Origin of the sequence: Streptomyces clavuligerus (genome assembly GCF_005519465.1) — a bacterium.
In the GTDB taxonomy this organism is placed as follows: Bacteria; Actinomycetota; Actinomycetes; order Streptomycetales; family Streptomycetaceae; genus Streptomyces; species Streptomyces clavuligerus.
The window spans coordinates 6352550-6376147 of record NZ_CP027858.1 but is presented as its reverse complement, the minus strand read 5'-3'; the positions used below and the strand labels follow the sequence as shown (position 1 = coordinate 6376147).

The following is a 23598-nucleotide window of genomic DNA, read 5'->3' as shown; positions in this document are numbered from 1 at the left end:
CCCCGCACGGGGAGTCCGCCGCCGGGGCCGCCGGACCCCGAAGGCCCGTCACCGGCGCCGCCGACGCCCGGAACACCCCCGGGCACCAGCGCGGGCAAGAGGGCCCCGACGGCCCGGCGGGGTCCGGGCGGCCCGGGGGCCTGCCGACCGGCGGCACCCACCGCGCCCCGTCCCGGGAATCCGCTGCCCGGGGTACCCCGTCCCGGGAAGCCGCCGGGGCGGGCGACCCCCGCACGTCCGTCATCGGGACCGTCGCCGCCCGGGACACCCCTCCGGCCCCCGGGCACCACCGCGAGCGGGAGGCCCCGGACGGTCCGGGACGGTCCGGAGGCCGACCGCCCACCGGCACCCACCGAACCCCGCGCCGGGAATCGGCCACCCGCCCCGAGAGCCCGGGGGCCCCGGCCGGGGAGTCCGCCGCCCGGTCGCCGGGGCGCCCCGGCGGACCCGCGGCGGACGGTCCGTCACGGGGGGCCGCGGCGCCCGAGTATCTGCTCCTCACCGACGCCGACATCGCGCACGCCCCGGACAGCCTCCGCGCCCTGGTGTCCGCCGCCCGCGCGCACCGGCTGGACCTGGTGTCGCAGATGGCGCGGCTACGGGTCACCACCGGGTGGGAACGGCTCGTGGTCCCCGCGTTCGTGTACTTCTTCTGCCAGCTCTACCCGTTCCGCCGGGTCAACCGCCCGGGGTCCCGCACGGCCGCCGCGGCGGGCGGCTGTGTGCTGCTGCGGACGTCCGCGGCCGACCGGGCGGGAGTGCCCGACTCCATCCGGGGTGCCGTGATCGACGATGTGGCGCTGGCGCGGGCGGTGCGCCGGTCCGGTGGCCGGATCTGGCTGGGGCTCGCGGAGCGGGTCACCAGCGTGCGGCCCTACCCCGGACTCCCGGAGCTGTGGCGGATGGTGTCGCGCAGCGCGTACACCCAGCTCCGGCACAGCCCGGTACTGCTCGCCGGTACGGTCGCGGGGCTCATCCTGGTCTATCTGGTACCGCCCTGGGCGGTGTGCGCGGGGCTCGTGGCCGGGGACACCACGGCGCTCCGGGCGGGGGCGTGCGCGTGGGCGCTGATGGCCATGAGCTGTCTGCCGATGCTGCGGTACTACCGTCAGCCGCCGCTGCTCGCGCTCGCGCTCCCGTTCACCGCGCTGCTCTATCTGCTGATGACCGTGGACTCGGCGCTCCGGCACCACCGGGGGCTCGGCGCGTCCTGGAAGGGGCGCGCCTACACGCGTACCGGCGGTGGCGGACGGACGGGCGGATCCGGCCGGTGAGCCGTCCCGGCGACCCTGGGGCGCCGGAGGCGTTTTCCACCCCCTGAACCCATCGGTAACCCGCCGTCAACCTGCTCTTTACAGGATTCTTGCCCTGTTGCGCGACCGATTTTCCCGCATTCGCTCGCATTACTGCTCCATGTGGCCAGGCATCCACCGAAACAACCCAGATACCGGCCTCCCCAACCGGCACTCGTGGGCTTACCTTAGGTCCCATGACCTCCCCCCGCTCCACCTACGGCGGCGGTTACTACTCCGCACCGTCCTTCGCCGACACCCCTATCTACGACTCCCTTGTCGCAGAGCGAGGTACGCCCCAGATCGCCCCGATCCGGGTCCCCGCCCCGTACGACAGCGGTTCCAGTCATCTGCCGGCGCTTCCGTCGGCCCTGCCCGCGCTCCCGGCCGCCCCCGCGCACCAGCAGCCGCCGGCGTACGGCTATCAGCAGCAGGCGCCTCAGCCGCCGATGCCGCTCCAGCAGGCCGTGGCGCCGTACATACCGCAGCCGCAGCCGCCCGCCCCGCGGGCGTATCCGGCGCCTCCCGGGCAGTTCTCGCAGCAGCGCCCGGTGCCCACCGGCTATGAGGCGATGCGCCCGGCCGCGGCCCGGCCCGCGCCCGCGCCGTACCAGGACCCGTACAACCGCCCCCACCCGGGCCAGGGTTACTGATACAGCGCTCCCCTCCGCTCCCTTCCGCGCCTCCCCGCCTCCGTCGGGAGCCCTCCTCCGACCCCCCTCCGTATGTGTGTCCCCTTCCCCCGGCAGCGGGGTTTCCGCCCGACGAGGTCTGCGGGAACTCCGCGCCGTACCCCCTGCGTTGAGGCAGTGCGGGACCCCTACGGCCCGTACGGCACCCTGACGGCCGGTGCCCGCGCCCTCCTTCCGGAGCGGCCCGCCCGGCTGCGTCGCCGTCGCTCCGTACGGGGGTCGCTCCACCGGCCGACGGCCGCCTCCGCTCCCCGTCAACCACCGCCCCTCGCGCGCGCTACGGTGGGTGCGGTCCCTTCCCTGGGGCCGGGACCCTCCGCGCGGGCGGACGCGGTGTCCTGCGACGGCACGGGTCGGACGCCGTGCGCGCGGGGACGGGTCCCGAGGGGGCGTCCCCCTTCCCCGAGACGCGTGGCAACGAATCCCGAGGTGGGGGCAGAGCAGCACGATGGCACAGGGCACGGTCCAGGTGACCCACATCGGCACATCCCGGTGGCGGCGCCGCACGGGCGAGTACTCCTCCCTCACCGCCGCCCTGGAGGCGGCGGCGGACGGTGATGTCGTCACGGTGGCCCCGGGGACGTACCGCGAGAATCTGACGATCGACCGGTCGGTCGTCCTGCGCGGCCCCGACGCGTCGCTCGGCTCGGCGCGGATCGCGCCCGCCGACGGAGTACCGCTGACGGTGCGCGCGTCGGCGACGGTCCAGGGCCTCCAGGTGGAGGGCCAGGACACGACGGTGCCCGCGCTGCTGATCGAGGAGGGCACACCGGAGCTGACCGATCTGCGGATCTCCACCCGTTCCGCCGCCGGTCTCGAAGTGCGCGGCGCCGCGCGGCCCACCGTGCGCCGGTGCAGCGTCGACAATCCCGCGGGCACCGGCATCGCCGTGCTGGACGGCGCGGGCGGTGTGTTCGAGGAGTGCGAGGTGGTGTCGGCGGGACAGGCGGGGGTGTCGGTGCGCGGCGGCGGCCATCCCCGGCTCGACCGCTGCCGGGTGCACCACGCCTCGGGCGCCGGTCTCGCCATCACCGGCGACGGCAGCGCCCTGGAGGCCGTCGGCTGCGAGGTGTACGAGGTGAGGGGCGCGGGGGTGCAGATAGCGGCACGCGCGTCGGCGCACCTCACCGACTCCGTCGTCCACCGCACCTCCGCCGACGGCATCACCCTGGACACCGACGCCGTCCTCACCCTCTCCGACTGCGACATCCACGACGTGCCGGAGAACGCGATCGATCTGCGCTCCCGCTCGGTACTGACGCTCACCCGCTCCACCGTGAGCCGCTTCGGACGCAACGGCCTGTCGGTGTGGGACCCGGGCACCCGGGTGGACGCGCACCAGTGCGGCATACACGAGAGCACCGGCGACTACCCGGCGGTGTGGATCAGCGACGGGGCGACCGCCGTCCTGGAGGGGTGCCGGGTACGCGATGTCCCGGACGCGCTGTTCGTGCTCGACCGGGGGTCCCGGGTCGATGTCCTGGACAGCGATCTCTTCCAGATCCGCAATACCGCGGTGTCGGTGAGCGACGGCGCCACGGCGCAGCTCGACGACTGCCGGATCAGGGAGACGTCCACGGGGGCGTGGTTCCGTGACCACGGCAGCGGCGGCACCCTGAGCGACTGCTCGATCGACGGGGCCCAGACGGGCGTCATCGTCACCAAGGGGGCGGACCCGGTGGTCGAGCGCTGCACGGTCACCTCGCCCGCCGAGGCGGGCTTCTATGTGTCGGCCGGGGGCCGGGGCACCTTCCGGGGCTGCCGGGTCGTCGACAGCGAGGGCTACGGCTTCCATGTGATGGACGGCTGCCGCACGGCGCTGAGCCGCTGCCGCACCGAGCGCTGCGCGCGGGGCGGCTACGAGTTCGCCGAGCCCGCCCTGGTGGCCGTGGAGCACTCGACCGGGGACACGAGCACGGCCCCGGCGCCCGCCGACCGGGTGCCGCTGCCGCTCGACCCGCTGCCGCCGGGACGGACCGCGCCCCTGACGGGGGGTCTGCCCGGGGTGCCCGCCGCTCCGCCCGCCGTGCCCCCGGTCTCCCCCGGGCCGCCTCCGTTCCCGCCGTCGGCCCCCGCGGCCACGACGACGACGGCGTGGCCCGAGCCGGTGCCCGCCGCGGCGCACCGTGACACGGACGCGGTCCTCGGCGAGCTGGACGGCCTCGTCGGCCTGGAGAGCGTCAAACGGGAGGTGCGCTCGCTCATCGACATGATCGAGGTGGGCAGGCGCCGCCGGGAGGCCGGGCTGAAGGCCGCGTCGGTCCGCCGCCATCTCGTCTTCACCGGCTCCCCCGGCACCGGCAAGACGACGGTGGCACGGCTGTACGGGGAGATCCTGGCCGCGCTCGGGGTGCTGGAGCGCGGCCATCTGGTGGAGGTCTCCCGGGTGGACCTGGTGGGCGAGCACATCGGCTCCACCGCGATCCGCACCCAGGAGGCGTTCGACCGGGCGCGCGGCGGGGTGCTCTTCATCGACGAGGCGTACGCCCTCTCCCCCGAGGACTCCGGGCGGGACTTCGGCAAGGAGGCCATCGACACGCTGGTGAAGCTGATGGAGGACCACCGTGACGCGGTGGTCGTGATCGTGGCCGGGTACACCGCCGAGATGGAGCGCTTCCTGTCGGTGAACCCGGGGGTCGCCTCCCGGTTCTCCCGGACGATCACCTTCGGGGACTATCGGCCCGGGGAGCTGATCCGGATCGTGGAGCAGCAGGCGGAGGAGCACGAGTACCGGCTGGCGGACGGCACCGGCGAGGCGCTGCTGAAGTACTTCGCCGTGCTGCCCAAGGGCCCCGCCTTCGGCAATGGGCGCACGGCGCGCCAGACCTTCGAGTCGATGGTGGAGCGGCACGCGGGCCGCGTCGCCGCGCTGAGCGACGCGGACACCGACGATCTGTCGCTGCTCTATCCGGAGGATCTGCCCGAGCTGCCCGAACCGCCCGGCGGATCGCAGGCGTTCGCTCCGCCGTCACCGCCGCCGGGACCGGAGGGCTCCCCGGGGCCGCTCTGACCGTTCGGGGAGCCGCCCCGGTGCGGCGGTGGCGCGCTCTGCTGCCGGGGGACGGCGGGGCGCAGCCGGTCCAGCAGCTTCCGCCGCTCCCGGGCGAAGGCGGGGTCGGCCTGGTAGTCGCCGTGCCCCCGGATCGGCTCGGGCAGCGGGTGCGCCGGGGAACGCCCGTACACCACGGGGTCCTTGAGGGCGTCCCGGTCGACGGGCGGCTCGCCCGCGTGGGCGGGGATCAGTACCGGGCCGCCGATGGGGTCGGTGTGCCGCCACAGATTGCGCCAGCAGTCGAGTTCGCCGCTGAGCTGCTCCAGGGCGGGCGGCCCGAAGTAGGCGGGGAACCAGCGGCCGTAGAGCCGTTCCAGCGGGGAGCCGTAGGTGAGGAGCGCCACCCTGCCGCGGGTGGCGGCGGAGAGCTGCCACACGGCGGAGGCCGCGAGCACACTGCCCTGGGAGTGGCCGGAGATGACGAGCCGTCCGCCGGTGCGGGCGGTCCAGGTGGCCATCCGCCAGGTGAGGTCGGGCACGGCCCGCTCGGCGTAGCAGGGCGGGGCGAAGGGGTGGGCGGCCCGGGGCCAGTAGGTGCCGACGTCCCAGAGGATGCCGATGGTGCGCCGCGCCGAGGGGTCCTGGTAGGCCCGGCGGCCGAGGGCGACGAAGAGCAGGAAGACGACCCCGACCAGCCAGGAGCCGAGGAACTGCGCGCCTTCGGCGATGTCCTCGTCGAGTCCGCCGGCGCCGAACGCCTCGGCGGGGACCTTGCCGGTCGCCCAGGCCCCGGCGACGGCGGCGGCGCCGAGCAGCAGGGTGACGACGGCGATCAGGCCCACCAGCCACGGGGCGTCGTCGGTGAGCGCGGCGAGCGCCCGGGTGTTCGCGATCCTGCGGGTGCGGGCGCGGTCGGGGCGCCAGACGCCGGTGTCGGACCGGGGCGCCTCGGCGGCCTCGTACTCCTGCTCGATCCGGGGGGCGAGCCGCCGGGCCGCGAGCCCGGTCCGCACCGCGAGCACCGCGAGCGGGACGAGCAGCACCAGGAGGACGACCGGGATGGCGGACGCCTGCCAGCTCAGCAGGACGGGGGTGCCGGGGACATGGCCGCCGCCCCGGCCTGGCGAGCCGGGGCCGTCGAGCCAGTCGGCGACCCGCTGGGCGGTCCCGGCGGCCATCACCCCGCCGATGGCGCAGGCGAGGACGGCGACGGCGGGGCCGCCGAGGCCGTGCAGGACGGAGCGGGTGGGGCGGGCGCGCCGCTGGAGGCGATGGGCGGTGGCAGCGAGCGCGACGGCCAGCAGCCCCTGGGCGACGGCGATGACCTGGAAGGTGGTCTCGTCGGGCAGGGTGCCCGACGAGTTCCAGCCCGGCCGGGACCAGCCCGCGTACAGCAGGGAGAGGGCGAGCAGGGCGAGCGCGCAGCCGGGCAGTCCGCTGACGACGACCCGGTCGATCGTGGCGTCGAACCTGCGCTCCTTGCGGCCCCGCCGGACGACGACCCAGACGACGGAGACGGCCGCGGCGATCACGGCCAGGCGCAGCGCCCAGCCGCAGAGTGCCAGCAGGGTGTGGCCGGTCCGCTGGTCGTACTGGACCGTGGCGCCGCCGACGGCGGCGGTGACGGTGAGGAAACCGGCGGCGGTGTGGGCGGCGCGCAGCCGGGCGACATGCCGTCGGCCGTACCAGAAGCCGGGCCGGCCGAGCGCGGGCCGCAGCGGGGGCCGCCGTCCGGGACCGCCGTCCGCGGCGTCCGCGGTCGCCGGTGTGTCCGTGCCGTCGGCCGTGGCGTCGGCGACGTCCTCGCCGGTGGTGGTCGCGGCGGCGGACTCCGGCAGGTCGTCGCCGGTGGGGGGCCGCTGGGACTCGTACGCGGCCCAGGTGCGGTTGGAGAGGAACCAGAGCAGGGCCACCAGGCCGATCGGCAGCAGCGAGGCGAGGGCGAGCCTGCGGCCCGGCTGGGACCACCAGCCGCCCCCGGCCCCGGCGAAGGAGGCGAGCCAGTCGCGCTCCTGGGCGCAGGCGGGTGTGCCCGCGCACTGCCAGGCGAGCAGATCGAGGGCGACCTCGCAGGCGGCGGCGGTCATCAGCACCGTGAGGCTCAGCGCGATCAGCCGCACGAGCACCCCGTACAGCCGGGTGGTCCGCATGCGTCCCCGGGTGGGCGGGCGCATCCAGTGCGCGAGATTGACGATCATGAACGGGAGGAGCAGCAGCCACAGGGCGCGGGCACTGTTGCCGGAGGTGAGGTTGGACCAGCAGTACGCCTCGGGGACGGGGTCGTGTCCGTTGTCGGGGTCGCGGTCCGCGTACTCGTCGTCGGTGCGCCGGTGGACGGCGGCCTTCTCGTCGCCGCTGATCCTGACCGTGCGCGGATCACCCAGCATCTCCTGCGGAGTGGTTCCGCCGACGCCGTGGACGAGCAGTTCGAGGGCGGGCCCGCCCCGCGGCTGCGGCACCGGCGGGGACACCGTACGCGGGGACGGGGGTTCGGTCGCGGGCGGCATGGGTGTGGTCTCTCTCGCTTTCTCGGTGACACCGGTGGACGCGCGGCGGGCGGACGGGCACCCGGCGCGGATGAACCCGGCCCGCCGGTCCGCTCGTTCGGACCGGGGCGGTTGCGCCGACCCGGTGAACGCTCACGGTGTCATGCGGGCCGGACGGACGGGACGGGCGGGTCGGACCGGGCGGGCGCAGACAGGTGCGGACAGGGGCACAGGAGGGAACGGGACAGAGGGAACAGCGGCGGACGTGGTGGTACGGACGACCCAGGGTCGCCGATATCGCCCGCTGAGGGGAGGTTCTTGCCGAACCTTCACGCATCACGGTGGTGCGGGGGCGTGGCAGGATGTGACGCCTGCGCCCCGCGCGGCGCACAACGGTGGCACACCGTGGAGGACGGCGATGCGGAAGGACCGGCTCTGGCAGTGACCGACCATCAGAACCTGCTCGCGGAGCAGCGGCGCGCGCTCATCCTCGACGAGGTGCGCAGACGGGGCGGGGTCCGCGTCAACGAGCTGACGCGCAAGCTCCATGTGTCCGACATGACGGTCCGCAGGGACCTGGACGCGCTGGCCCGTCAGGGTGTCGTCGAGAAGGTCCACGGCGGCGCGGTGCCGGTGGCCGAGGCGAGCACCCATGAGCCGGGGTTCGAGGCCAAGTCGGCGCTGGAGCTGAGCGCCAAGGAGGACATCGCCCGGGCGGCGGCCCGGCTGGTGGCGCCCGGCAGCGCGGTGGCCCTGTCGGGCGGTACGACGACCTACGCGCTCGCCCACCATCTGCTCGATGTGCCGGATCTGACCGTGGTGACCAATTCGGTGCGGGTCGCGGACGTGTTCCACGCGGCGCAGCGCCCGGGGGTCGTGGGTGTGCCCCGGCCGGGGGCGGCGACGGTGGTGCTGACCGGCGGGGTGCGGACCCCGTCGGACTCGCTGGTGGGTCCGGTCGCCGACCAGGCGATCCGTACGCTCCACTTCGATGTGCTCTTCCTGGGGGTGCACGGGATCTCGGTGGAGGCGGGTCTCTCCACGCCGAATCTGGCGGAGGCGGAGACCAACCGGCGTTTCGTCCGGGCGGCCCGGCGGGTCGTCGTGGTGGCCGACCACACCAAGTGGGGCACGGTGGGGCTGAGTTCCTTCGCCCGGCTGGACGAGGTGGACACGCTGGTGACGGACGCGGAGCTGTCCCCGGCGGCGCGCGGGGAGATCACCGAGCATCTGCCGGGGCTGGTGGTGGCCGAGGGGCACGGCGGGTGAGCCGATGACCGTCTTCCGGGTGAGGCGGGTGGTGCCGCTGACGGCGGAGGAGACCTGGCGCCGGGCCACCGACTGGCGGGGCCATGCCGCCCGGATGCCGCTGACGGCGCTCACCGCGATGGCTGAGGGGCCGGTTCGGGAAGGGACGCTCTTCACCGTCCGCTCGGCGCTGGGCCCGTTCGGTGTGGACGACCCGATGGAGGTGGTCCGCTGGGAGCCGCCCCGGGGCGGGAGCACGGGCCGCTGCCGGTTGGAGAAGCGGGGCCGGACCGTCGTCGGCTGGGCGGAGATCGAGGTGCGCTCGGCCCCGGGGCCCGGCGCGGGCCCCGGCGCCGAGGTGGTCTGGACGGAGGAGCTGCGCTTCCTGCCGCTGCCCCGGCTCCTGGACGGGGTGACCGCCCGGGTGGGCCGGTGGATCTTCGGCCGGGCCCTGGACGGTCTGCTCCGCGAGAACGGCCCGCTCCGCCAGAACGGCCCGCTTCGGCGGGACGGGCTCCGCCGCCGGGGCGGGCGGGACGGGTGAGGCAGGCGGGAACCCGCGGGTCCATGGAACGGAGGGACGGCGCGGGTCAGACGGGGCCGTGGCCGGGCCAGGCCCCCGTGGCGAGAAAGGCGTCCAGCTCCCGTGTGTACGGCCCGATGTCCAGGCCCTGGTCCGCCAGCCAGCCGTCCGAGTAGTACTTGTCGAGATAGCGGTCGCCCGGGTCGCAGAAGAGCGTGACCACACTCCCCCGCTCGCCCGCCGCCACCATCTCCGCGACGATCTTCAGCGCGCTCCACAGCCCCGTGCCGGTGGAGCCGCCCGCCTTCCGGCCGATCGCGGTGTCCAGCGCGCGGACGGCGGCGATGCTGGCCGCGTCCGGGACCTTCATCATCCGGTCGATCGCCCCGGGGAGGAAGCTGGGCTCCATCCGCGGCCGGCCGATGCCCTCGATACGGGAGCCCCGCTCGCTGGTGACCTGCGGATCGCCGGTGGTCCAGCCGTCGAAGAAACAGGAGTTCTCCGGGTCGGGCACACAGATCAGGGTGTCGTACTGCATGTAGTGGACATAGCGGGCGATGGTCGCCGAGGTGCCGCCGGTGCCCGCGGTCGCCACGATCCAGGCGGGCTCGGGGTACCGCTCCAGCCTGAGCTGCTGGTAGATGGACTCGGCGATGTTGTTGTTGCCGCGCCAGTCGGTGGCGCGCTCCGCGTAGGTGAACTGGTCCATGTAGTGGCCGCCGGTACGGGCGGCGAGCGCCGCGGACTCGTCGTACATCGTGCGGGGGTCGTCCACGAAGTGGCACCGGCCACCGTGGAATTCGATCAGCCGGATCTTCTCGGGGCTGGTGGTCCGGGGCATCACCGCGACGAACGGGACGCCGATCAGCTTGGCGAAGTACGCCTCCGAGACGGCGGTCGAGCCGCTGGACGCCTCGATGACGGGCTTGCCGGGGCGAATCCAGCCGTTGCACAGGCCGTAGAGGAAGAGCGAACGGGCCAGCCGGTGCTTGAGGCTGCCGGTGGGGTGGGTGGACTCGTCCTTGAGATAGAGGTCGATCCCCCACTCCTCGGGCAGCGGGAACTTCAGCAGATGGGTGTCGGCCGAGCGGTTGGCGTCGGCCTGGACCTTGCGGACCGCCTCCTTCAGCCACAGCCGGTACCCGGGGTCGCTGCGGTCGGCGTCCACCGTGGGCCGGGCCCCGTCCGCCGTCCGGCGCGCGTGCCCGGCGCCCGTCCCCGATCCGGCCCCGAGGGCCCCGTCCGCGTCCATCCGTCTCTCCGTCCGTCCGTGTGTGCCGTTCATGCCCTGCTTCGTCCCACCCCCGGCGCGCTCGCCGAGCGCGGGCCGTCCACTGTGCCGTCCGTTGTGTCGTCCGCCATGCCGCCGTCGCGCCGACCCCCCGCGCCGACCGTTGTCCGCAGGGCCACAGTAAGCCCGCCACCTGCGCAAACGATGACTTGGGGAATCCATAGGAGGGACTTGTGGTTCCTTGGTGGCCGCTGTCCGGCCCCTGGTGCGCACCGCCGGAGTTGGGCAGACTGCCAGCAGACGACGCATGACGACGTCATGTTTGCCTCATGACGGAGCACGAAGGGGCGGAGAGAGCGCCATGGCGATGACCGAGCCCGAGTTCCGGGCCACCGGAGTACGGATCGAGCGGTGGCCACGCTCGCTCACCAAGGCCGGACAGGTGCTGATCAAGGACGGCAAGCTGGAGTTGCTGACCAGCTACGGCCGGGTGATCGACAGCGCGCCGGTCCGGGCGGTACGGGCGGGGAAGGCGTGGTTCACCGACGAGTCCAGCGCCGCGCTGACGGTGAACGGCAAGCGCTACCGGGTGACCCTGGGGCAGCGCAACCACCGTGCGGACCCGGAGGTTCTGACGGGCCGTTTCCTCAAGGCGGTACGGGGCGCCGGAGTGGCCGAGGACTGAGCACGGTTCCGTCCGGACCGGGAGCTGGGCCGGACGGGGGCGGACGGGCGGGGCACGCCGCGGCACGGTCCGGCGGGCCCGTCGGGTTGCGGACCGGCCCTCCCTGCGTCACGCTGATCCCATATCACTCAGGGTGCACCAGCGGTCACGCAGAGATGGGGCCGCCCGGCCTGTCCCCCCGGGGACATCATCGGGCATCACATCGGGCGCTCCGCCGGACAAGGCTCAGCAGCCGTCACCGCTGGAGCCGTTCTCCGTCTTCCTCCGGCTTCTTCCGGACCTCTTTCGGGGAGTCGCAGCCGTGATCAGCCAGTCAGGCAAGCACTGCACGGTGGAGCTTCAGGCCCTGCCGTCGCGGATCGGACAGATCCGCCGAATCGTCTCGGCCCAACTGCGCCACTGGCGCCTCGATCCGCTGGTCGACCCGGCGGCCCTCGGCCTCACGGAGCTGCTGACCAACGTTCACCGGCACGCCGAGCCGGACAAGATGTGCGTCGTGGACATCGCGTTCCGCTCCGACCGGCTCACGGTCTCGGTGCACGACCACGATCCACGGCTGCCCGACACCCCGGCGGCCGGGCGGGACGACGATCCGCTCGCCACCTCGGGCCGGGGGCTTTCGCTCATAGCGGCGGTCAGCGAGACCTGGGGCGTGGAGCCCACCGGCGACACGGGCAAGACCGTCTGGTTCACCCTCGCCACACCGCCCGGGACACCGGAGCCGGAGTCGGAGCCCTGGACGGCGGAGCCATGGGCAGTGGAGCCCTGGGCAGTGGAGCCCTGGGCAGTGGAGCCGGGGACACCGGGGCGGGCAGCGGCAGCGGGCACCGGGCCGGAGAGCCGGCCGGTGCTGAGCCACTGAGCTGCTGGGCCGCTGAACCCGGTGGTGCCCGCGGGGCGTGGCGGTACTCATGAGTGGCCCTGCCCAGGAGTGGCGGTACCCATGAGGTGTGCGTCCCGGTACGGCTCAGTCGTGCGGCGGATAGGCGCGTTCCAGCCGTCGGTGCAGCCGCGCCTCGTGGACCAACCGGCCCACCAGTCCACCCCCGTACACCACCACTCCCACGCCCACCAGCCAGGACTGGAGCACCAGCACGGTCCCGAACGGGCCGTAGGTGACCGCGTTCGAGGCGATCAGCGGGGAGAACACGAACTGGGAGAAGATCCGCAGCCCCAGCATGCACAGGGCCGTGACCACCGCGCCGGGGAACAGGGCGCGCCAGCGGACCCGGCCGCCCAGGAGCAGCCGCTGCGCGACCCAGAAGAAGAGACACGTCCCGATCAGATCGGCGACCGCCGCGCCGAGCCCGGCGGCGACCGCCCCCGACGGGCTGGGGGTGTTCACGAAGAGCAGCAGGGCGAAGACGAGGAGCGCGAGGAAGACCACATGGCGCCACATGGTGTGCCAGCGCGCGGTGGGCAGGTCCCAGACCTTCTCGTAGCCCGTCTGCACGGCGGAGCCGAAGGTCAGACCGAAGGCGGCGAGCGCGGCGAGGCCGAAGGCGGTGGTGCGCTGGAGGGCCGTACCGGGGGTGCCGAAGAGCTGTTCGACCTCGTCCTGGGAGGCGGCGGAGACGCCCAGTGCCTGGGCGAGCCAGCGGGCGAACCCCTGTCCGCTGGCCGGGTCGGCCGCGGCGACGACGACCAGCAGCGGCACCAGGGTGAGAAAGCCGAGCGCGGCGAAGCCCATGGCACGGTGCAGCAGCTCCATCTCGCGGGCCCGGTTCCAGGCCAGTCCGACGGGCGAGGAGAGGACCCGGTCGTGCAGCGCGCGGAGCCGGTGTGCGGAACGGTCCGTACCGGGGGGCGGAGCGGCGGTCATGGAGCGTCGCTACCCGCTCACCGCCCGGGAGACGTCCGACGGTGCTCCGGACGGGTGGCCGACGCCGCGGCTTCCCGCGTGCGCGGCTGTCCCACCGGGTGGGTGCCCGGCCCGTACACGTGCCCCCGGCTGGGCGCCTGACACCTGAGGGCCCCGCCCAGGCGCGCGCCTGGCCCGTGCGGACCCTGCCGGATGCGGGCTCGCCGCACACACGTGCCTCGTGCGTGCCCCGCCGGGCACCCGCCCTCCCGGTGGACGCCCGGCCCGCGCAGCCGGGTGGACACCTGCCCCATACGCAGCCCCGGGCAGGCACCTGGCCCGTGCCCTCCCCGCCGGGTGCACGCCTGCCCGGTGCATGCCCTGCCGGGTACGTGCACCGCCGGGTACACGCCCGCCGGGTGCGGGCCCCGCCAGGTACACGCGTACCGCGCACATGCCCGCCGGGAACAGATGGGCGCCCGGCCCGTACACGCGCCCCCAGGCAGGCGTCTGGCCCATGAGGGCCCTTACCCCAGGCGCCCGCCTGCACGGCGCGGGCCCAGCCGGGTGCGGGCCCCGCCGGGCACACCCCCTCCTCGGTGGGCGCCTGCCCGGTGCGGACCCCGCCGGGTACGCGCCCGCCGCACACATGCCTCGTACGGGCTCCGCCGGGTGCACGCCCTCCCGGTGGACGCCCGGCCCGTACCGGCGCAGCCCGGTGGACGCCTGCCCCATACGCAGCCCCGGGCAGGCACCTGGCCCGTGCCCTTCCCACCGGGTGCACAACTGCCCGGTACACGCCCCGTCGGGTGCGGGCCCCACCCGGGTACGGGGCGCCGTCGGGTACACACGTGTACCGCGTGGCGCCCCGCCGGGCACCCGCCCTCCCGGTCCCGACCGGCTTCGGGTCCGGCGGTGGGGCGCGCGGGGCGGGGGTCTCGCGGGGGTCAGCCGAGTGCGGTCAGCGGGTCGTCGAGGACCGGCTGCCAGGCCAGCTCCGCCGCCCCGACCAGGCTGTTGTGGTCGAGGGCGCTGGGCAGGACGGGGACCTCGCCGCCCCGGCCCCAGAGGCTGCGGTCCGCGACCACCGCGCGCAACCGCTCCGGCTCCGCGGCGAGGAGTTCGCGGTGGAGCCCGCCGAGGACGATCCGGTCCGGGTTGAGGATGTTGACCAGACCGGCCAGGCCCAGACCGAGCCGGTCCACCAGCTCCTCGGCCGCCGCGCGCACCCCCGGCTCCCCGTACTCGGAGCGGAGCAGCTCACGGGACTGCTGGAGCAGCGACCCCTCCGGGCCCGGGCGGCGGCCCGCCGCGGTGAGGAAGGCCAGCGGGTCGGCCTCGACGTCCAGACAGCCGCGGCTGCCGCAGTGGCAGGGCCGCCCCTCCGGGTTGACGGTGAGATGGCCGACTTCGAGGGCGAGCCCCGAACTGCCCGTGTGCAGCCGCCCGTCGAGCACCAGCGCACCGCCGACCCCCCGGTGACCGGTGGCGACGCAGAGCAGATGCCGGGCGCCGCGGCCCGCGCCGTGCCGGTGCTCGGCGAGGGCGGCGAGGTTGACGTCGTTGCCGGTGAAGGCGGGGCCGTCGATCCCGGCGGCGCGCACCCGTTCGGCGAAGACGGCCCGTACGGGGGAGCCCGCGGGCCAGGCGAGGTGCAGGGGGCCCCGCGCGGTGCCCTCGGGTTCGGCCACGGCGGAGGGGACGGCGAGGCCGGCGCCGACACAGCGGCGCCCGCTCTCGGCGAGCAGGGCCGCCCCGGCGTCGACCACCGCGCCCACCATCTGCACGGGGTCGGCGGTGGGGGTGAGACGGCCCGGGACGGTGGCGACCGTCCGGCCGCCCAGGCCGACCAGGGCGGCGCGGAAGCCGTCGGCGTGGATCTGGGCGGCGAGGACGACGGGGCCCGACTCGTCCAGGGAGAGCCGGTGGGAGGGGCGCCCCTGGGAACCGGCGGCGGCCGGGCGGGAGTCGACCCGGATCAGCCCGAGCGCCTCCAGTTCGGCGGCGACGGCTCCCGCCGTGGCACGGGTGACGCCGAGTTCGGCGGTGAGGACGGCCCGGGTGGGCGCGCGGCCCGTGTGCACCAGCTCCAGCGCGGGGCCGAGCGCGCCGCGGCCCCTCTCCAGCCGTCCTCTGGTGCCTGTCCCGTTGCCGCTCATGAGGGCGAGTCTCCCATGCCGCCGGGACGCCCCCTCCGGCACCTCCGTCCCCCTGCGGGAGGGCCGTTACGGACTGTCATGCACCCTTTGTACGGTCGGCAGGCTGTGCAGACCGGCGTCCCGGCCCAGCCGGGCGACCGCCTGCCCGAAGAAGGCGTCCCGGTCCTCGACCACGCCGTGGAACTGGCCGAACAGCTCGAAGGAGATCAGCCCGAAGAGCTGCGACCACGCCGCCACCAGCGCCACGACCACGGCGGCGGGCAGATCGGGAGCGAGCTGCGCCGCCAGCCGCCGGGCCTCGGGGACCAGCTCCGTGTCGAGCGGGGGCACAGCGAGCACTCCGGCGCGGCGCGCGTCCCGGGCGACGGCGATCAGCGCGCCGCCGACACGGGCGGCCGGGCCGACCGTGTCCTGGGGGGCGGTGTAGCCGGGGACCGGGGAGCCGTAGATCAGCGCGTACTCGTGGGGGTGGTCCAGCGCCCAGGAGCGCACCGCCCGGCAGACCGCGGTCCAGCGGACGAGGGGCACGTCGAGGACGTCGGTCCCGGCGCGCGGCGGCTGCCGCAGGGCGAACTCCGCGGCGGCCCCGATCTGGTCGTAGGCGTCGATGATCAGGGCCGTGAGCAGGTCGTCCCGGCTGGGGAAGTAGCGGTAGAGCGCCGAGGAGACCATGCCCAGCTCCCGGGCGACCGCGCGCAGCGAGAGCTTGGCCGCGCCCTCCTCGGCGAGCTGCCGCCGCGCCTCGTCCTTGATGGCGGCGGTGACTTCGAGACGGGCGCGGGCGCGGGCCCCTTTGATCGTGGTCATGAAGGGATTCTCCCATGGTTCGGAGCACTGACCAAGAATGAGATCGACGATTCGGAATGGGATCGCTGAACACTTTCAAGAGCAGTGCTCTTGATTTGGCGCACCGATCCATGCAGACTGATCTCAAGCGAGAGCACCGCTCTCCCAATCCATGATCCGCCCGCCCGACACCCCTCCGCAGGAGCCCGTCATGCCCCAGCAGCAGCTGCACTACATCAAGCCCAACCGGGTCGACTCCCTGATGAACGGAGCCATCGGCTGGCTCGCGCGCAAGGGCGTCAGCGTCATGGGCACCGCCGAGCTGTCGGTGCGGGGGCGCGCCAGCGGGGAGTGGCGCAGCATCCCCGTGAACCCGCTGCCGTACGAGGGCGGCCCGTATCTGATCTCGGCCCGGGGCCACTCGCACTGGGTGCGCAATCTGCGCGCGGCCGGTGGCGGCCGGCTCCGGGTCGGCCGCCGGACGCAGTACTTCACCGCCGTGGAGCTGCCGGACGCGGAGAAGCCCGCGCTGCTGCGTGAGTATCTGGAGCGCTGGGGCTGGGAGGTCGGACGCTTCTTCGGCGAGGTGAACGCCGGGTCGACGGACGAGGAGCTGCTGGCCGCGGCGCACCGGCACCCGGTGTTCCGGATCACGGTCGGCGAGTGAGCGGGTGGCAGGGACCTGTCGGCACGACGGGGACAGCACGGGGACAGCGAGGACGGCGGTGGCGTCCGCGCCGCCACCGCGACACGGACGCCACCGCCGGGATGTCCCGGGCCGCCGGGTCAGCCCTTGGCGCGCCGGTCCAGGGTCTCCAGGGCCCGGCGGGCGACCGCGCTGGTACGGACGATGCCCGCGAGGGTGGTGGAGCCCCGGGTGATGTCGGTGAAGGCCCGCCAGGCGGGCCGGAAGCCGGTGAGCGCCGCGTGGACGACGCCGGGGCGGCGCTCGAAGACGGTGAGCAGCCGCCGCCCGACGCCCATCTCCACGCCCAGCCCCGATTTGATGGCGAAGGCGTAGTTCAGCGCCTGGCGGCGGGCGTCCACCGCGTCATGGGCCTCCGAGATCCTGACCGCCCACTCCCCCGCGAGCCGACCCGAGCGCAGGGCGAAGGAGATGCCCTCACGGGTCCAGGGCTCCAGCAGTCCGGCGGCGTCGCCGCAGACGAGGACGCGGCCCCGGGAGAGCGGCGAGTCGTCGCTGCGGCAGCGCGTGAGATGGCCGGAGGAGATCGCCGGTTCGAAGCCCGCGAGGCCGAGCCGGGCGATGAAGTCCTCCAGATAGCGCTTGGTGGCGGCGCCCTCGCCGCGGGCGGAGATCACCCCGACCGTGAGCGTCCTGCCCTTGGGGAAGACCCAGCCGTAGCTGCCCGGCATCGGGCCCCAGTCGATGAGGACCCGCCCCGCCCAGTCCTCGGCCACCGGCTCCGGAACGGGGATCTCCGCCTCCAGACCGAGATCGACCTGGTCCAGCTTGACCCCGACATGGGCACCTATGCGGCTGGCGCTGCCGTCCGCGCCGACGACGGCGCGCGCGAGGACCGTCTCGCCGTCCGAGGTCACGACGGCGACGGTGCGGCGGTCCGGCACGGCGGGCCCGTGCTGCTCGACCCGGGAGACGGTGACGCCGGTGCGCAGCACAGCGCCCGCCTTCTGGGCGTGCTCGACCAGCTGGGCGTCGAACTCCGGCCGGTTGACCAGCCCGAACAGCATCTTCCTGGAACGGCGGGTGCGGCTCAGCCGTCCGTTGAGGGTAAAGGTCACCGCGTGGACGCGGTCCCGCAGCGGGAGGTCGAACCCCGGCGGGAGACTGTCCCGGGTGGGGCCGATGATGCCTCCGCCGCAGGTCTTGTAGCGCGGCAGTTCGGCCTTCTCCAGCAGCAGCACCTGACGGCCCGCCACCGCTGCCGCGTAGGCGGCCGAAGCGCCTGCCGGCCCGGCGCCGACGACCACGACGTCCCACACCGTCCCGTCGTGCCCCTGTGCCTCTGTCTCTGCCCCGGTGCCACCGTTGTCGCTGCTCACGATGTGCTTCTGCTCCCGATCCGACGCCTTGGCCATGCTCTTCACGGCATCCTACGGCGCCCTCTTCTCGCATCGCTGTGGGAGGATCGAGCACGCATTTGCCGTACCTGTCCCACACAACGCCAGAGCAACCGGGAGCGTGCCCATGAGTGCCGATGCGATCGACGCGACGATCGCCGAGTCCGTCGCGAGCCTGCTGCCGAGGGCCCGGACGGAGCTGGCCGAGCTGGTGGCGTTCCGGTCGGTCGCGGATGCCGCGCAGTTCCCGAAGAGCGAGTGCGACGCCGCGGCGGCCTGGTGCGCGGACACCCTGCGCGCCGAGGGCTTCGAGGACGTCCAGGTCTTCGACACCCCGGACGGCACGGCGTCGGTGTACGGGTATCTGCCGGGCCCGGCGGGGTCGCGGACCGTGGTGCTGTACGCGCATTACGACGTCCAGCCGCCGCTGGACGAGGACGCCTGGCTGACGCCCCCGTTCGAGCTGACGGAGCGGGAGGACGGCCGCTGGTACGCGCGCGGGGCTGCCGACTGCAAGGGCGGCTTCATCATGCATCTGCTGGCGCTGCGGGCCCTGCGGGCGAACGGCGGGGTGCCGGTCGGGATCAAGATGATCCTGGAGGGTTCGGAGGAGCAGGGCACCGGCGGTCTGGAGCGGTACGCCGAGGCGCACCCGGAGCTGCTGACGGCGGACGCGATCGTGATCGGGGACAGCGGGAACTTCCGTGAGGGCCTGCCGACGGTCACGGCGACGCTGCGCGGGATGACGATGCTCCGCATCGGGATCGAGACGCTGGAGTCGAATCTGCACTCGGGGCAGTTCGGCGGCGCCGCCCCGGACGCGCTGGCGGCGCTCATCCGGGTGCTGGACTCGCTGCGGGCCGAGGACGGTTCGACGACCGTGGACGGTCTGGAGGCGGAGCAGACCTGGGAGGGGCTGGGGTATCCGGAGGCCGACTTCCGGTCGGACGCGAAGGTGCTGGACGGGGTCGGGCTGATCGGTTCGGGGGCGGTCGCGGACCGTATCTGGGCCCGGCCCGCGGTGACGGTGGTCGGGATCGACTGTCCTCCGGTGCTGGGGGCGACGCCGTCGGTGCAGGCCGCGGCGCGGGCGCTGATCAGCCTGCGGGTGCCGCCGGGGCAGGACGCCAGGAAGGCGACCGAGCTGCTGACGGCGCATCTGCGGGCGCACACCCCCTGGGGGGCCCGGGTCACGGTGGAACAGGTCGGCGAGGGCCAGCCGTTCCGCGCGGAGCTGGGCAGCCCGGCGTACGCGGCGATGGCGGACGCGATGCGGGTGGCGTATCCGGGGCAGGAGATGCAGGCCGCGGGGATGGGCGGGTCGATTCCGCTCTGCAACACGCTGGCGACGCTCTACCCGGAGGCGGAGATCCTGCTGATCGGGCTGAGCGAGCCGAAGGCCCGGATTCACGCGGCGAACGAGTCGGTGTCGCCCGAGGAGCTGGAGCGGCTGTCCGTCACGGAGGCGCTGTTCCTGCGGAACTACGCGGCGGGCTGAGACGGCGGCCGGGCCCGGTGCCGTCTCGGTACGGGCCCTGTCCTTCCGCCCTGGGCGGAAGCGCTTCGCCCAGGGTGAAGCGCTCTCGCCGCTGCCGGGACCGCCGCCTACGGTCGGGCCCATGGAGATCATCGAGGTGCTGCCGAGGCTGAGTCTGCTGCGTTTCCCCGTGGGGCAGGCGTATCTCTGGCGTGATGACGACGTGTTGACGCTGATCGACGCGGGAACGGTCGGCGCGGGGGCGCTCATCGCGGACGCGGTGACCTCGCTGGGGTTCGCACCCCGGGACGTCCGGCGGATCGTGCTGACGCACTTCCACGAGGACCACGCGGGCGGGGCCGGGGAGTTCGCGGCGCTGAGCGGGGCGGCCGTGCTGGCGCACCACGCGGACGCACCCTTCGTCCGGGGTGACGCGGTGGGGCCGCCGCCCCTCTTCGAGGAGTGGGAGCGGCCGGTCCACGCCGCGGTGGCCGAGCTGCTGCCGGATCCGTCGGTGCCGTGGGTACGGCCCGCGGCGGTGGTGGAGGTCACCGGCGGGGACGTCCTCGGCTTCGGGGGCGGGGCCCGGGTGGTGTCCGTGCCGGGTCACACGGACGGAAGCATCGCTCTCCATCTGCCGGAGCACGGTGTGCTGTTCACCGGGGACGCCGTCGCCGCGGCTCCGGACGACGGACGGGTGATCAGGGGGGTGTTCAACCTGGACGGGGAGCGCGCTGCGGACTCGTTCGGGGAGCTGGCGTCCCTGGAGACGGACCTGGCGTGCTTCGGCCACGGCGGTCCGGTACGGCAGGACGCCGGGGCGGTGCTGCGGGCGGCGTACGAGCGCGACCGGAACTCCGACCGGTTCTAGACCGACCGCTTCCAGGCCGACTGGTTCCGGACCGACCGGTTCCGGACGGACCGGCTCGGGGCCGTCGTCGTCCGGTCCGGGGTCAGAGCGGTACACCGGCCTCCAGGTAGTGGGCGCTGCCGCGTTCCCGGGCGCGCAACGCCCAGCGGAGCCGTTCGTAGCGCTGGGGCGGCAGCATCTCCCGTGCCTCCTGTTCGCAGGCGAAGCGCCAGCCGCGCAGTTCGGCACCGGGCAGCAGGACCCGCCGGGCCCGGTCGCCGTCGAGGCGTCCGCCGTCGAAGAGCAGCCGCAGACCGCCGTACCCGGGGGGCCGGGGCGGTTCCCAGTCGACGACGAGCAGCCGGGGCACCCGGTCGAGCGCGATGCCGAGTTCCTCCGCGACCTCCCGCATCCCGGCGCGGGCGGGCGCCTCGCCGGGTTCGACGACGCCGCCGGGGAACTCCCAGCCGGGTTTGTAGGTGGGGTCGACGAGGAGGACGCGGTCCGCGTCGTCGAAGAGGAGCACCCCGGCGGCGACGGTCTCCCCGGTGGGTTCCGGTGTCTGGACGATCTCGCAGACCCCGGCTTCGCCGGTGCGGACGGCGTCGGCGATGCGCTGGGCGGTCTGCCGGGGGTCGAGCCGGGTGGTGTCGAGGACGAGGGCGTCTTCGCTGATCCAGTCGAGGGCGGCGCGATAGGCGCCGATGGGGTCGTCCTCCTCTGTCCCGTGGTTCTCGCGGCTCCCGTGGTACTCCGCGTTCCCGTGGTAATCCTGGCTCCTGTGATTCTCCCCGTTCCCGTGGCTCTCGTCGGTTCCTTGTGGCTCGTCCGTCCCTTGAGGCGCGTCGATCCCTGGAGACTCGTCCGTTCCCCGGAGCCCGCCGGAGCCGGTGCCCAGGGGTCCGGAGACGGCGCTCGCGGCGGCGGCCAGGGCGGTGCGGGCGGCCATCCGTCGGCGCAGGATCGTTTCATCCGGTCGCAGCAGCACCTGCCGTACCGGAATCCTGCGGGCGGCGAGCCCGCCGAAGATCTCGTCCCGGTACTCCTGGCGCAGCAGACTCATCGGCACCACCAGCACGCCGCCCGTCTCGGCGAGCAGGGCGGCGGCCGTGTCCACGACCAGCCGTCGCCAGATGGGCAGTTCCTGGTATCCGCAGCCGTCCGCGCGGGCGAGGTGCTCGGGCGGCAGCAGGGCGCGCAGAGCGGCGCCGGTGAGCGCGGGGTCGTACAGGGTGCTGTCGGGAATCAGGCCGATCAGTTCCCGCGCGGCGGTGGTCTTGCCCGCTCCGGACGCGCCGTTGATCCAGACGATCACGGTTCCCCCTCTTCCTCGGCCGAGTGTGGACTGCCCAAAACACCCTGCCACGGAAACCCTCGTGCGACGCGGGAGCCGTGGTGGCCGGAGAGGAGGAGCGGCTATCCCTTGCCCGCGCCGAGGGTGAGCCCGGCGATGAAGTGCCGTTGCAGCAGCAGGAAGACGACGATCGTCGGCAGGGCGACGATGACCGACCCGGCGGCGAGCAGGTTGTAGTCGGTGAAGAATTGGCCCCTGAGGTTGTTGAGGGCCGAGGTGATGGGGAGTTTGTCGCCGTCGGAGATGAAGACCAGCGCCCACAGGAAGTCGTTGTACATCCAGGTGAACTGGAGGGTGCCGAGCGCGGCGAGCGCGGGGCGGCACAGCGGCAGGGTGACGCGCCAGTAGCGGGTCCAGACCCCGGCGCCGTCCACGACGGCGGCCTCCATGATCTCCGGGGGCAGGGTGCGCATGTAGTTGGCGAGGACGAAGACGCAGAAACCGATCTGGAAGCCGACCTGGACACAGAGCACCGCCCAGTACGAGTCGAACATCGTCATCGAGTCGGACATCCAGTAGGGCAGCGGGATGCGGTTGAACAGCACATAGAGCGGGGTGACGATCACCTGCTGGGGCAGCAGGTTCCCCGCCGTGAAGAGCATCAGCAGCGCCAGGGAGCCGCGCAGGCGGAGCCGGGCGGTGCAGAAGGCGACGAACGAGGCGAAGAAGAGGGTGATCAGCACCCCGGGCACGGCGATGAGCAGGGTGTTCACCAAGTACTTCGTCATGCCCGAGTCGGTGAACGCCTGTTGGTAGTAGTCGAGGGAGAGCTTCCTCGGCAGGGAGAAGTAGCCGTGCTCGGAGGTCTCGTCGTAGGGGCGGAGCGAGGCGTAGACGGCGAGCAGCAGCGGGGCGAGGAAGGCGAGCGAGACCCCCGTCAGAAAGGCGTGGAGGCCGATCCGTCCGGGGCGTATCCGGGGGCGGCGCCGGTCGCGGGCGCCGGGTGCGGGCGCGGTGGCGGTCATCGGTTCTTCTCCCCCCGGATCTCCTGGACCAGGAAGGTGATGACGAAGCCCAGGGAGAACAGCAGCAGCACGACGGCGATGGCGGAGCCGAAGCCGATCCGGGCGGCCTCGCCGATGATGTTGTCGGTGACGAGGACGGAGAGCAGTTCCAGCCCGTTCCGGCCCTTGTTGACGGCGTAGACGATGTCGAAGGCGCGCAGGGCCTCGATGACGGTGATGACGCCGACGATGACGTTGACCGGCCGCAGGGTCGGCAGGACCACCCGGAAGAACGTCTGTGCCTCGCTCGCGCCGTCGATGGCGGCGGCTTCCTTGAGGCTGGGGTCGACGGCCTTCAGCCCGGCGAGGTAGAGGATCATCACATAGCCGGTGTGCCGCCAGGCGGCCGTCAGCAGGATCATCCAGAGGTTGAGATCGGGGTCGCCGAGCCAGTCGGTGGGGGTCTCGGTGTCGCCCAGGACGGCGTTGAGGGCGCCCTGGTCGCGGGAGAAGATCAACTGCGCGATGAAGCCGACGACGGCGAGCGAGAGCACCACCGGCATGTAGAGGGTGGACTGGTAGAAGCGGCTGAAGCGCACGCCCCGGTCGATCAGGACCGCGAGCAGCAGTCCGAACGGGGTGGCGAGCAGGCCGAGGAAGGCCAGCCAGAGCAGGTTGTGGCGGGCGGCGGGCCAGAAGGCCGGGTAGTTGGTGAAGAGGTTCTCGTAGTTCTCGGTGCCGACCCAGGTGATCTCGCCGATGCCGTCCCAGCTGGTGAAGGAGAGGGCGACGGAGGCGAGTGTCGGCCCCCAGACGACGGCGATGTCGAGCAGGACGGGGATGCCCAGCAGCACCGTGACGACAGCCAGATCGCGGCGGTTGAAGCGGCGCAGCCGCCGTGTGCCCCGGCGCGGTGGGCCCGCCCCGGACGGGCCGGTCCGTGCCGGGGCCGGGCCCGTGTGCGGCTCCGGCTGGTGGTCCGGGGGCCCGCCCCCGGGTTTCTGCGACAGCGGCACGGGCGGTGACTCCAAAGTC

General features: G+C 73.9%; 18 protein-coding genes and 1 pseudogene. 10 read left to right on the top strand and 9 right to left on the bottom strand.

The window, feature by feature from the left end:
- Positions 1–405: 405 nt before the first annotated feature.
- From CRV15_RS36885 to CRV15_RS26810, 3 genes and pseudogenes are all read left to right on the top strand, one after another.
- Positions 406–1274: pseudogene (locus CRV15_RS36885) on the top strand (glycosyltransferase); the annotation flags it as partial.
- 215 nt (positions 1275–1489) lie between these two features.
- Positions 1490–1945 (top strand): DUF6643 family protein, encoded by a 456-nt coding sequence (locus CRV15_RS26815; protein WP_003959406.1) that lies wholly within the window; start codon positions 1490–1492, stop codon positions 1943–1945.
- 487 nt (positions 1946–2432) lie between these two features.
- The gene (locus CRV15_RS26810; RefSeq protein ID WP_009995238.1) at positions 2433–4994 is read left to right on the top strand and encodes a right-handed parallel beta-helix repeat-containing protein; all 2562 of its coding nucleotides are present in this window, start codon (positions 2433–2435) and stop codon (positions 4992–4994) included.
- Here CRV15_RS26810 and CRV15_RS26805 read toward each other — a convergent pair.
- Positions 4889–7483: a hypothetical protein gene (locus CRV15_RS26805; RefSeq protein ID WP_003959408.1), complete on the bottom strand. Its 2595-nt coding sequence runs from the start codon at positions 7481–7483 to the stop codon at positions 4889–4891. The genes CRV15_RS26810 and CRV15_RS26805 overlap by 106 nt on opposite strands.
- A 420-nt stretch (positions 7484–7903) precedes the next feature.
- Here CRV15_RS26805 and CRV15_RS26800 point away from each other — a divergent pair, with 420 nt between their 5' ends.
- Positions 7904–8731, top strand: a complete 828-nt coding sequence (locus tag CRV15_RS26800; protein ID WP_003958469.1) for a DeoR/GlpR family DNA-binding transcription regulator — start codon at positions 7904–7906, stop codon at positions 8729–8731.
- A gap of 4 nt (positions 8732–8735) precedes the next feature.
- Positions 8736–9254, top strand: coding sequence for a hypothetical protein (locus tag CRV15_RS26795; RefSeq protein WP_003958468.1), 519 nt, complete (start codon positions 8736–8738; stop codon positions 9252–9254).
- A 46-nt stretch (positions 9255–9300) separates the two neighbouring features.
- Here the strand turns inward: CRV15_RS26795 and cds1 are convergent, their stop codons facing one another.
- Positions 9301–10485, bottom strand: a complete 1185-nt coding sequence (gene cds1, locus CRV15_RS26790) for an L-cysteine desulfhydrase Cds1 (protein WP_003958467.1) — start codon at positions 10483–10485, stop codon at positions 9301–9303.
- A 340-nt stretch (positions 10486–10825) separates the two neighbouring features.
- On the opposite strand from cds1, the gene CRV15_RS26785 reads away from it, so the two are divergent.
- Both CRV15_RS26785 and CRV15_RS26780 read left to right on the top strand, forming a co-directional pair.
- Positions 10826–11149 carry a hypothetical protein gene (locus CRV15_RS26785; RefSeq protein ID WP_003958466.1) on the top strand — a complete coding sequence of 108 codons (324 nt, stop codon included), beginning with the start codon at positions 10826–10828 and terminating at the stop codon, positions 11147–11149.
- Positions 11150–11450: 301 nt separating this feature from the next.
- On the top strand, positions 11451–12011 hold the full coding sequence (locus CRV15_RS26780; RefSeq protein WP_009995241.1) for an ATP-binding protein: 561 nt from the start codon (positions 11451–11453) through the stop codon (positions 12009–12011).
- A gap of 105 nt (positions 12012–12116) precedes the next feature.
- Here the strand turns inward: CRV15_RS26780 and CRV15_RS26775 are convergent, their stop codons facing one another.
- From CRV15_RS26775 to CRV15_RS26765, 3 genes are all read right to left on the bottom strand, one after another.
- Entirely contained in the window at positions 12117–12971 is an 855-nt protein-coding gene (locus CRV15_RS26775) for a YhjD/YihY/BrkB family envelope integrity protein (RefSeq protein WP_003959413.1), read from the bottom strand.
- Positions 12972–13897: 926 nt separating this feature from the next.
- The gene (locus CRV15_RS26770; protein ID WP_003959414.1) at positions 13898–15109 is read right to left on the bottom strand and encodes an ROK family protein; all 1212 of its coding nucleotides are present in this window, start codon (positions 15107–15109) and stop codon (positions 13898–13900) included.
- A 66-nt stretch (positions 15110–15175) separates the two neighbouring features.
- Positions 15176–15916: a TetR/AcrR family transcriptional regulator gene (locus CRV15_RS26765; RefSeq protein ID WP_003958462.1), complete on the bottom strand. Its 741-nt coding sequence runs from the start codon at positions 15914–15916 to the stop codon at positions 15176–15178.
- A gap of 190 nt (positions 15917–16106) precedes the next feature.
- Between CRV15_RS26765 and CRV15_RS26760 the strand changes: the two genes are divergently transcribed.
- On the top strand, positions 16107–16562 hold the full coding sequence (locus tag CRV15_RS26760; RefSeq protein ID WP_009995248.1) for a nitroreductase family deazaflavin-dependent oxidoreductase: 456 nt from the start codon (positions 16107–16109) through the stop codon (positions 16560–16562).
- Positions 16563–16681: 119 nt separating this feature from the next.
- Here the strand turns inward: CRV15_RS26760 and CRV15_RS26755 are convergent, their stop codons facing one another.
- On the bottom strand, positions 16682–17956 hold the full coding sequence (locus CRV15_RS26755) for a geranylgeranyl reductase family protein (protein ID WP_003958460.1): 1275 nt from the start codon (positions 17954–17956) through the stop codon (positions 16682–16684).
- A 109-nt stretch (positions 17957–18065) separates the two neighbouring features.
- Between CRV15_RS26755 and CRV15_RS26750 the strand changes: the two genes are divergently transcribed.
- Both CRV15_RS26750 and CRV15_RS26745 read left to right on the top strand, forming a co-directional pair.
- On the top strand, positions 18066–19436 hold the full coding sequence (locus CRV15_RS26750; protein ID WP_003958459.1) for a dipeptidase: 1371 nt from the start codon (positions 18066–18068) through the stop codon (positions 19434–19436).
- Between the two features lie 121 nt (positions 19437–19557).
- Positions 19558–20286 (top strand): MBL fold metallo-hydrolase, encoded by a 729-nt coding sequence (locus CRV15_RS26745; protein ID WP_003958458.1) that lies wholly within the window; start codon positions 19558–19560, stop codon positions 20284–20286.
- Positions 20287–20368: 82 nt separating this feature from the next.
- Here the strand turns inward: CRV15_RS26745 and CRV15_RS26735 are convergent, their stop codons facing one another.
- The 3 genes from CRV15_RS26735 to CRV15_RS26725 all read right to left on the bottom strand — a co-directional run bounded on the left by CRV15_RS26735 (position 20369) and on the right by CRV15_RS26725 (position 23579).
- On the bottom strand, positions 20369–21580 hold the full coding sequence (locus CRV15_RS26735) for an NUDIX hydrolase (protein WP_003958457.1): 1212 nt from the start codon (positions 21578–21580) through the stop codon (positions 20369–20371).
- Between the two features lie 101 nt (positions 21581–21681).
- Positions 21682–22584 (bottom strand): carbohydrate ABC transporter permease, encoded by a 903-nt coding sequence (locus CRV15_RS26730; protein ID WP_003958456.1) that lies wholly within the window; start codon positions 22582–22584, stop codon positions 21682–21684.
- A complete protein-coding gene (locus CRV15_RS26725) occupies positions 22581–23579 on the bottom strand; it encodes a carbohydrate ABC transporter permease (RefSeq protein ID WP_003959417.1) in 999 nt (332 codons plus the stop codon). Before CRV15_RS26725 ends, CRV15_RS26730 begins: the two co-directional genes overlap by 4 nt.
- Positions 23580–23598 lie beyond the last annotated feature (19 nt).

What these genes read in the sequence shown, in the direction of transcription:
- CRV15_RS26815 (WP_003959406.1), top strand. Translation starts at nt 1,490, where the DNA reads ATGACCTCCCCCCGCTCCACCTACGGCGGCGGTTACTACTCCGCACCG.
- CRV15_RS26810 (WP_009995238.1), top strand. Translation starts at nt 2,433, where the DNA reads ATGGCACAGGGCACGGTCCAGGTGACCCACATCGGCACATCCCGGTGG.
- CRV15_RS26805 (WP_003959408.1), bottom strand. Translation starts at nt 7,483, where the DNA reads ATGCCGCCCGCGACCGAACCCCCGTCCCCGCGTACGGTGTCCCCGCCG.
- CRV15_RS26795 (WP_003958468.1), top strand. Translation starts at nt 8,736, where the DNA reads ATGACCGTCTTCCGGGTGAGGCGGGTGGTGCCGCTGACGGCGGAGGAG.
- cds1 (WP_003958467.1), bottom strand. Translation starts at nt 10,485, where the DNA reads ATGGACGCGGACGGGGCCCTCGGGGCCGGATCGGGGACGGGCGCCGGG.
- CRV15_RS26785 (WP_003958466.1), top strand. Translation starts at nt 10,826, where the DNA reads ATGGCGATGACCGAGCCCGAGTTCCGGGCCACCGGAGTACGGATCGAG.
- CRV15_RS26775 (WP_003959413.1), bottom strand. Translation starts at nt 12,971, where the DNA reads ATGACCGCCGCTCCGCCCCCCGGTACGGACCGTTCCGCACACCGGCTC.
- CRV15_RS26770 (WP_003959414.1), bottom strand. Translation starts at nt 15,109, where the DNA reads ATGAGCGGCAACGGGACAGGCACCAGAGGACGGCTGGAGAGGGGCCGC.
- CRV15_RS26765 (WP_003958462.1), bottom strand. Translation starts at nt 15,916, where the DNA reads ATGACCACGATCAAAGGGGCCCGCGCCCGCGCCCGTCTCGAAGTCACC.
- CRV15_RS26760 (WP_009995248.1), top strand. Translation starts at nt 16,107, where the DNA reads ATGCCCCAGCAGCAGCTGCACTACATCAAGCCCAACCGGGTCGACTCC.
- CRV15_RS26755 (WP_003958460.1), bottom strand. Translation starts at nt 17,956, where the DNA reads ATGGCCAAGGCGTCGGATCGGGAGCAGAAGCACATCGTGAGCAGCGAC.
- CRV15_RS26750 (WP_003958459.1), top strand. Translation starts at nt 18,066, where the DNA reads ATGAGTGCCGATGCGATCGACGCGACGATCGCCGAGTCCGTCGCGAGC.
- CRV15_RS26745 (WP_003958458.1), top strand. Translation starts at nt 19,558, where the DNA reads ATGGAGATCATCGAGGTGCTGCCGAGGCTGAGTCTGCTGCGTTTCCCC.
- CRV15_RS26730 (WP_003958456.1), bottom strand. Translation starts at nt 22,584, where the DNA reads ATGACCGCCACCGCGCCCGCACCCGGCGCCCGCGACCGGCGCCGCCCC.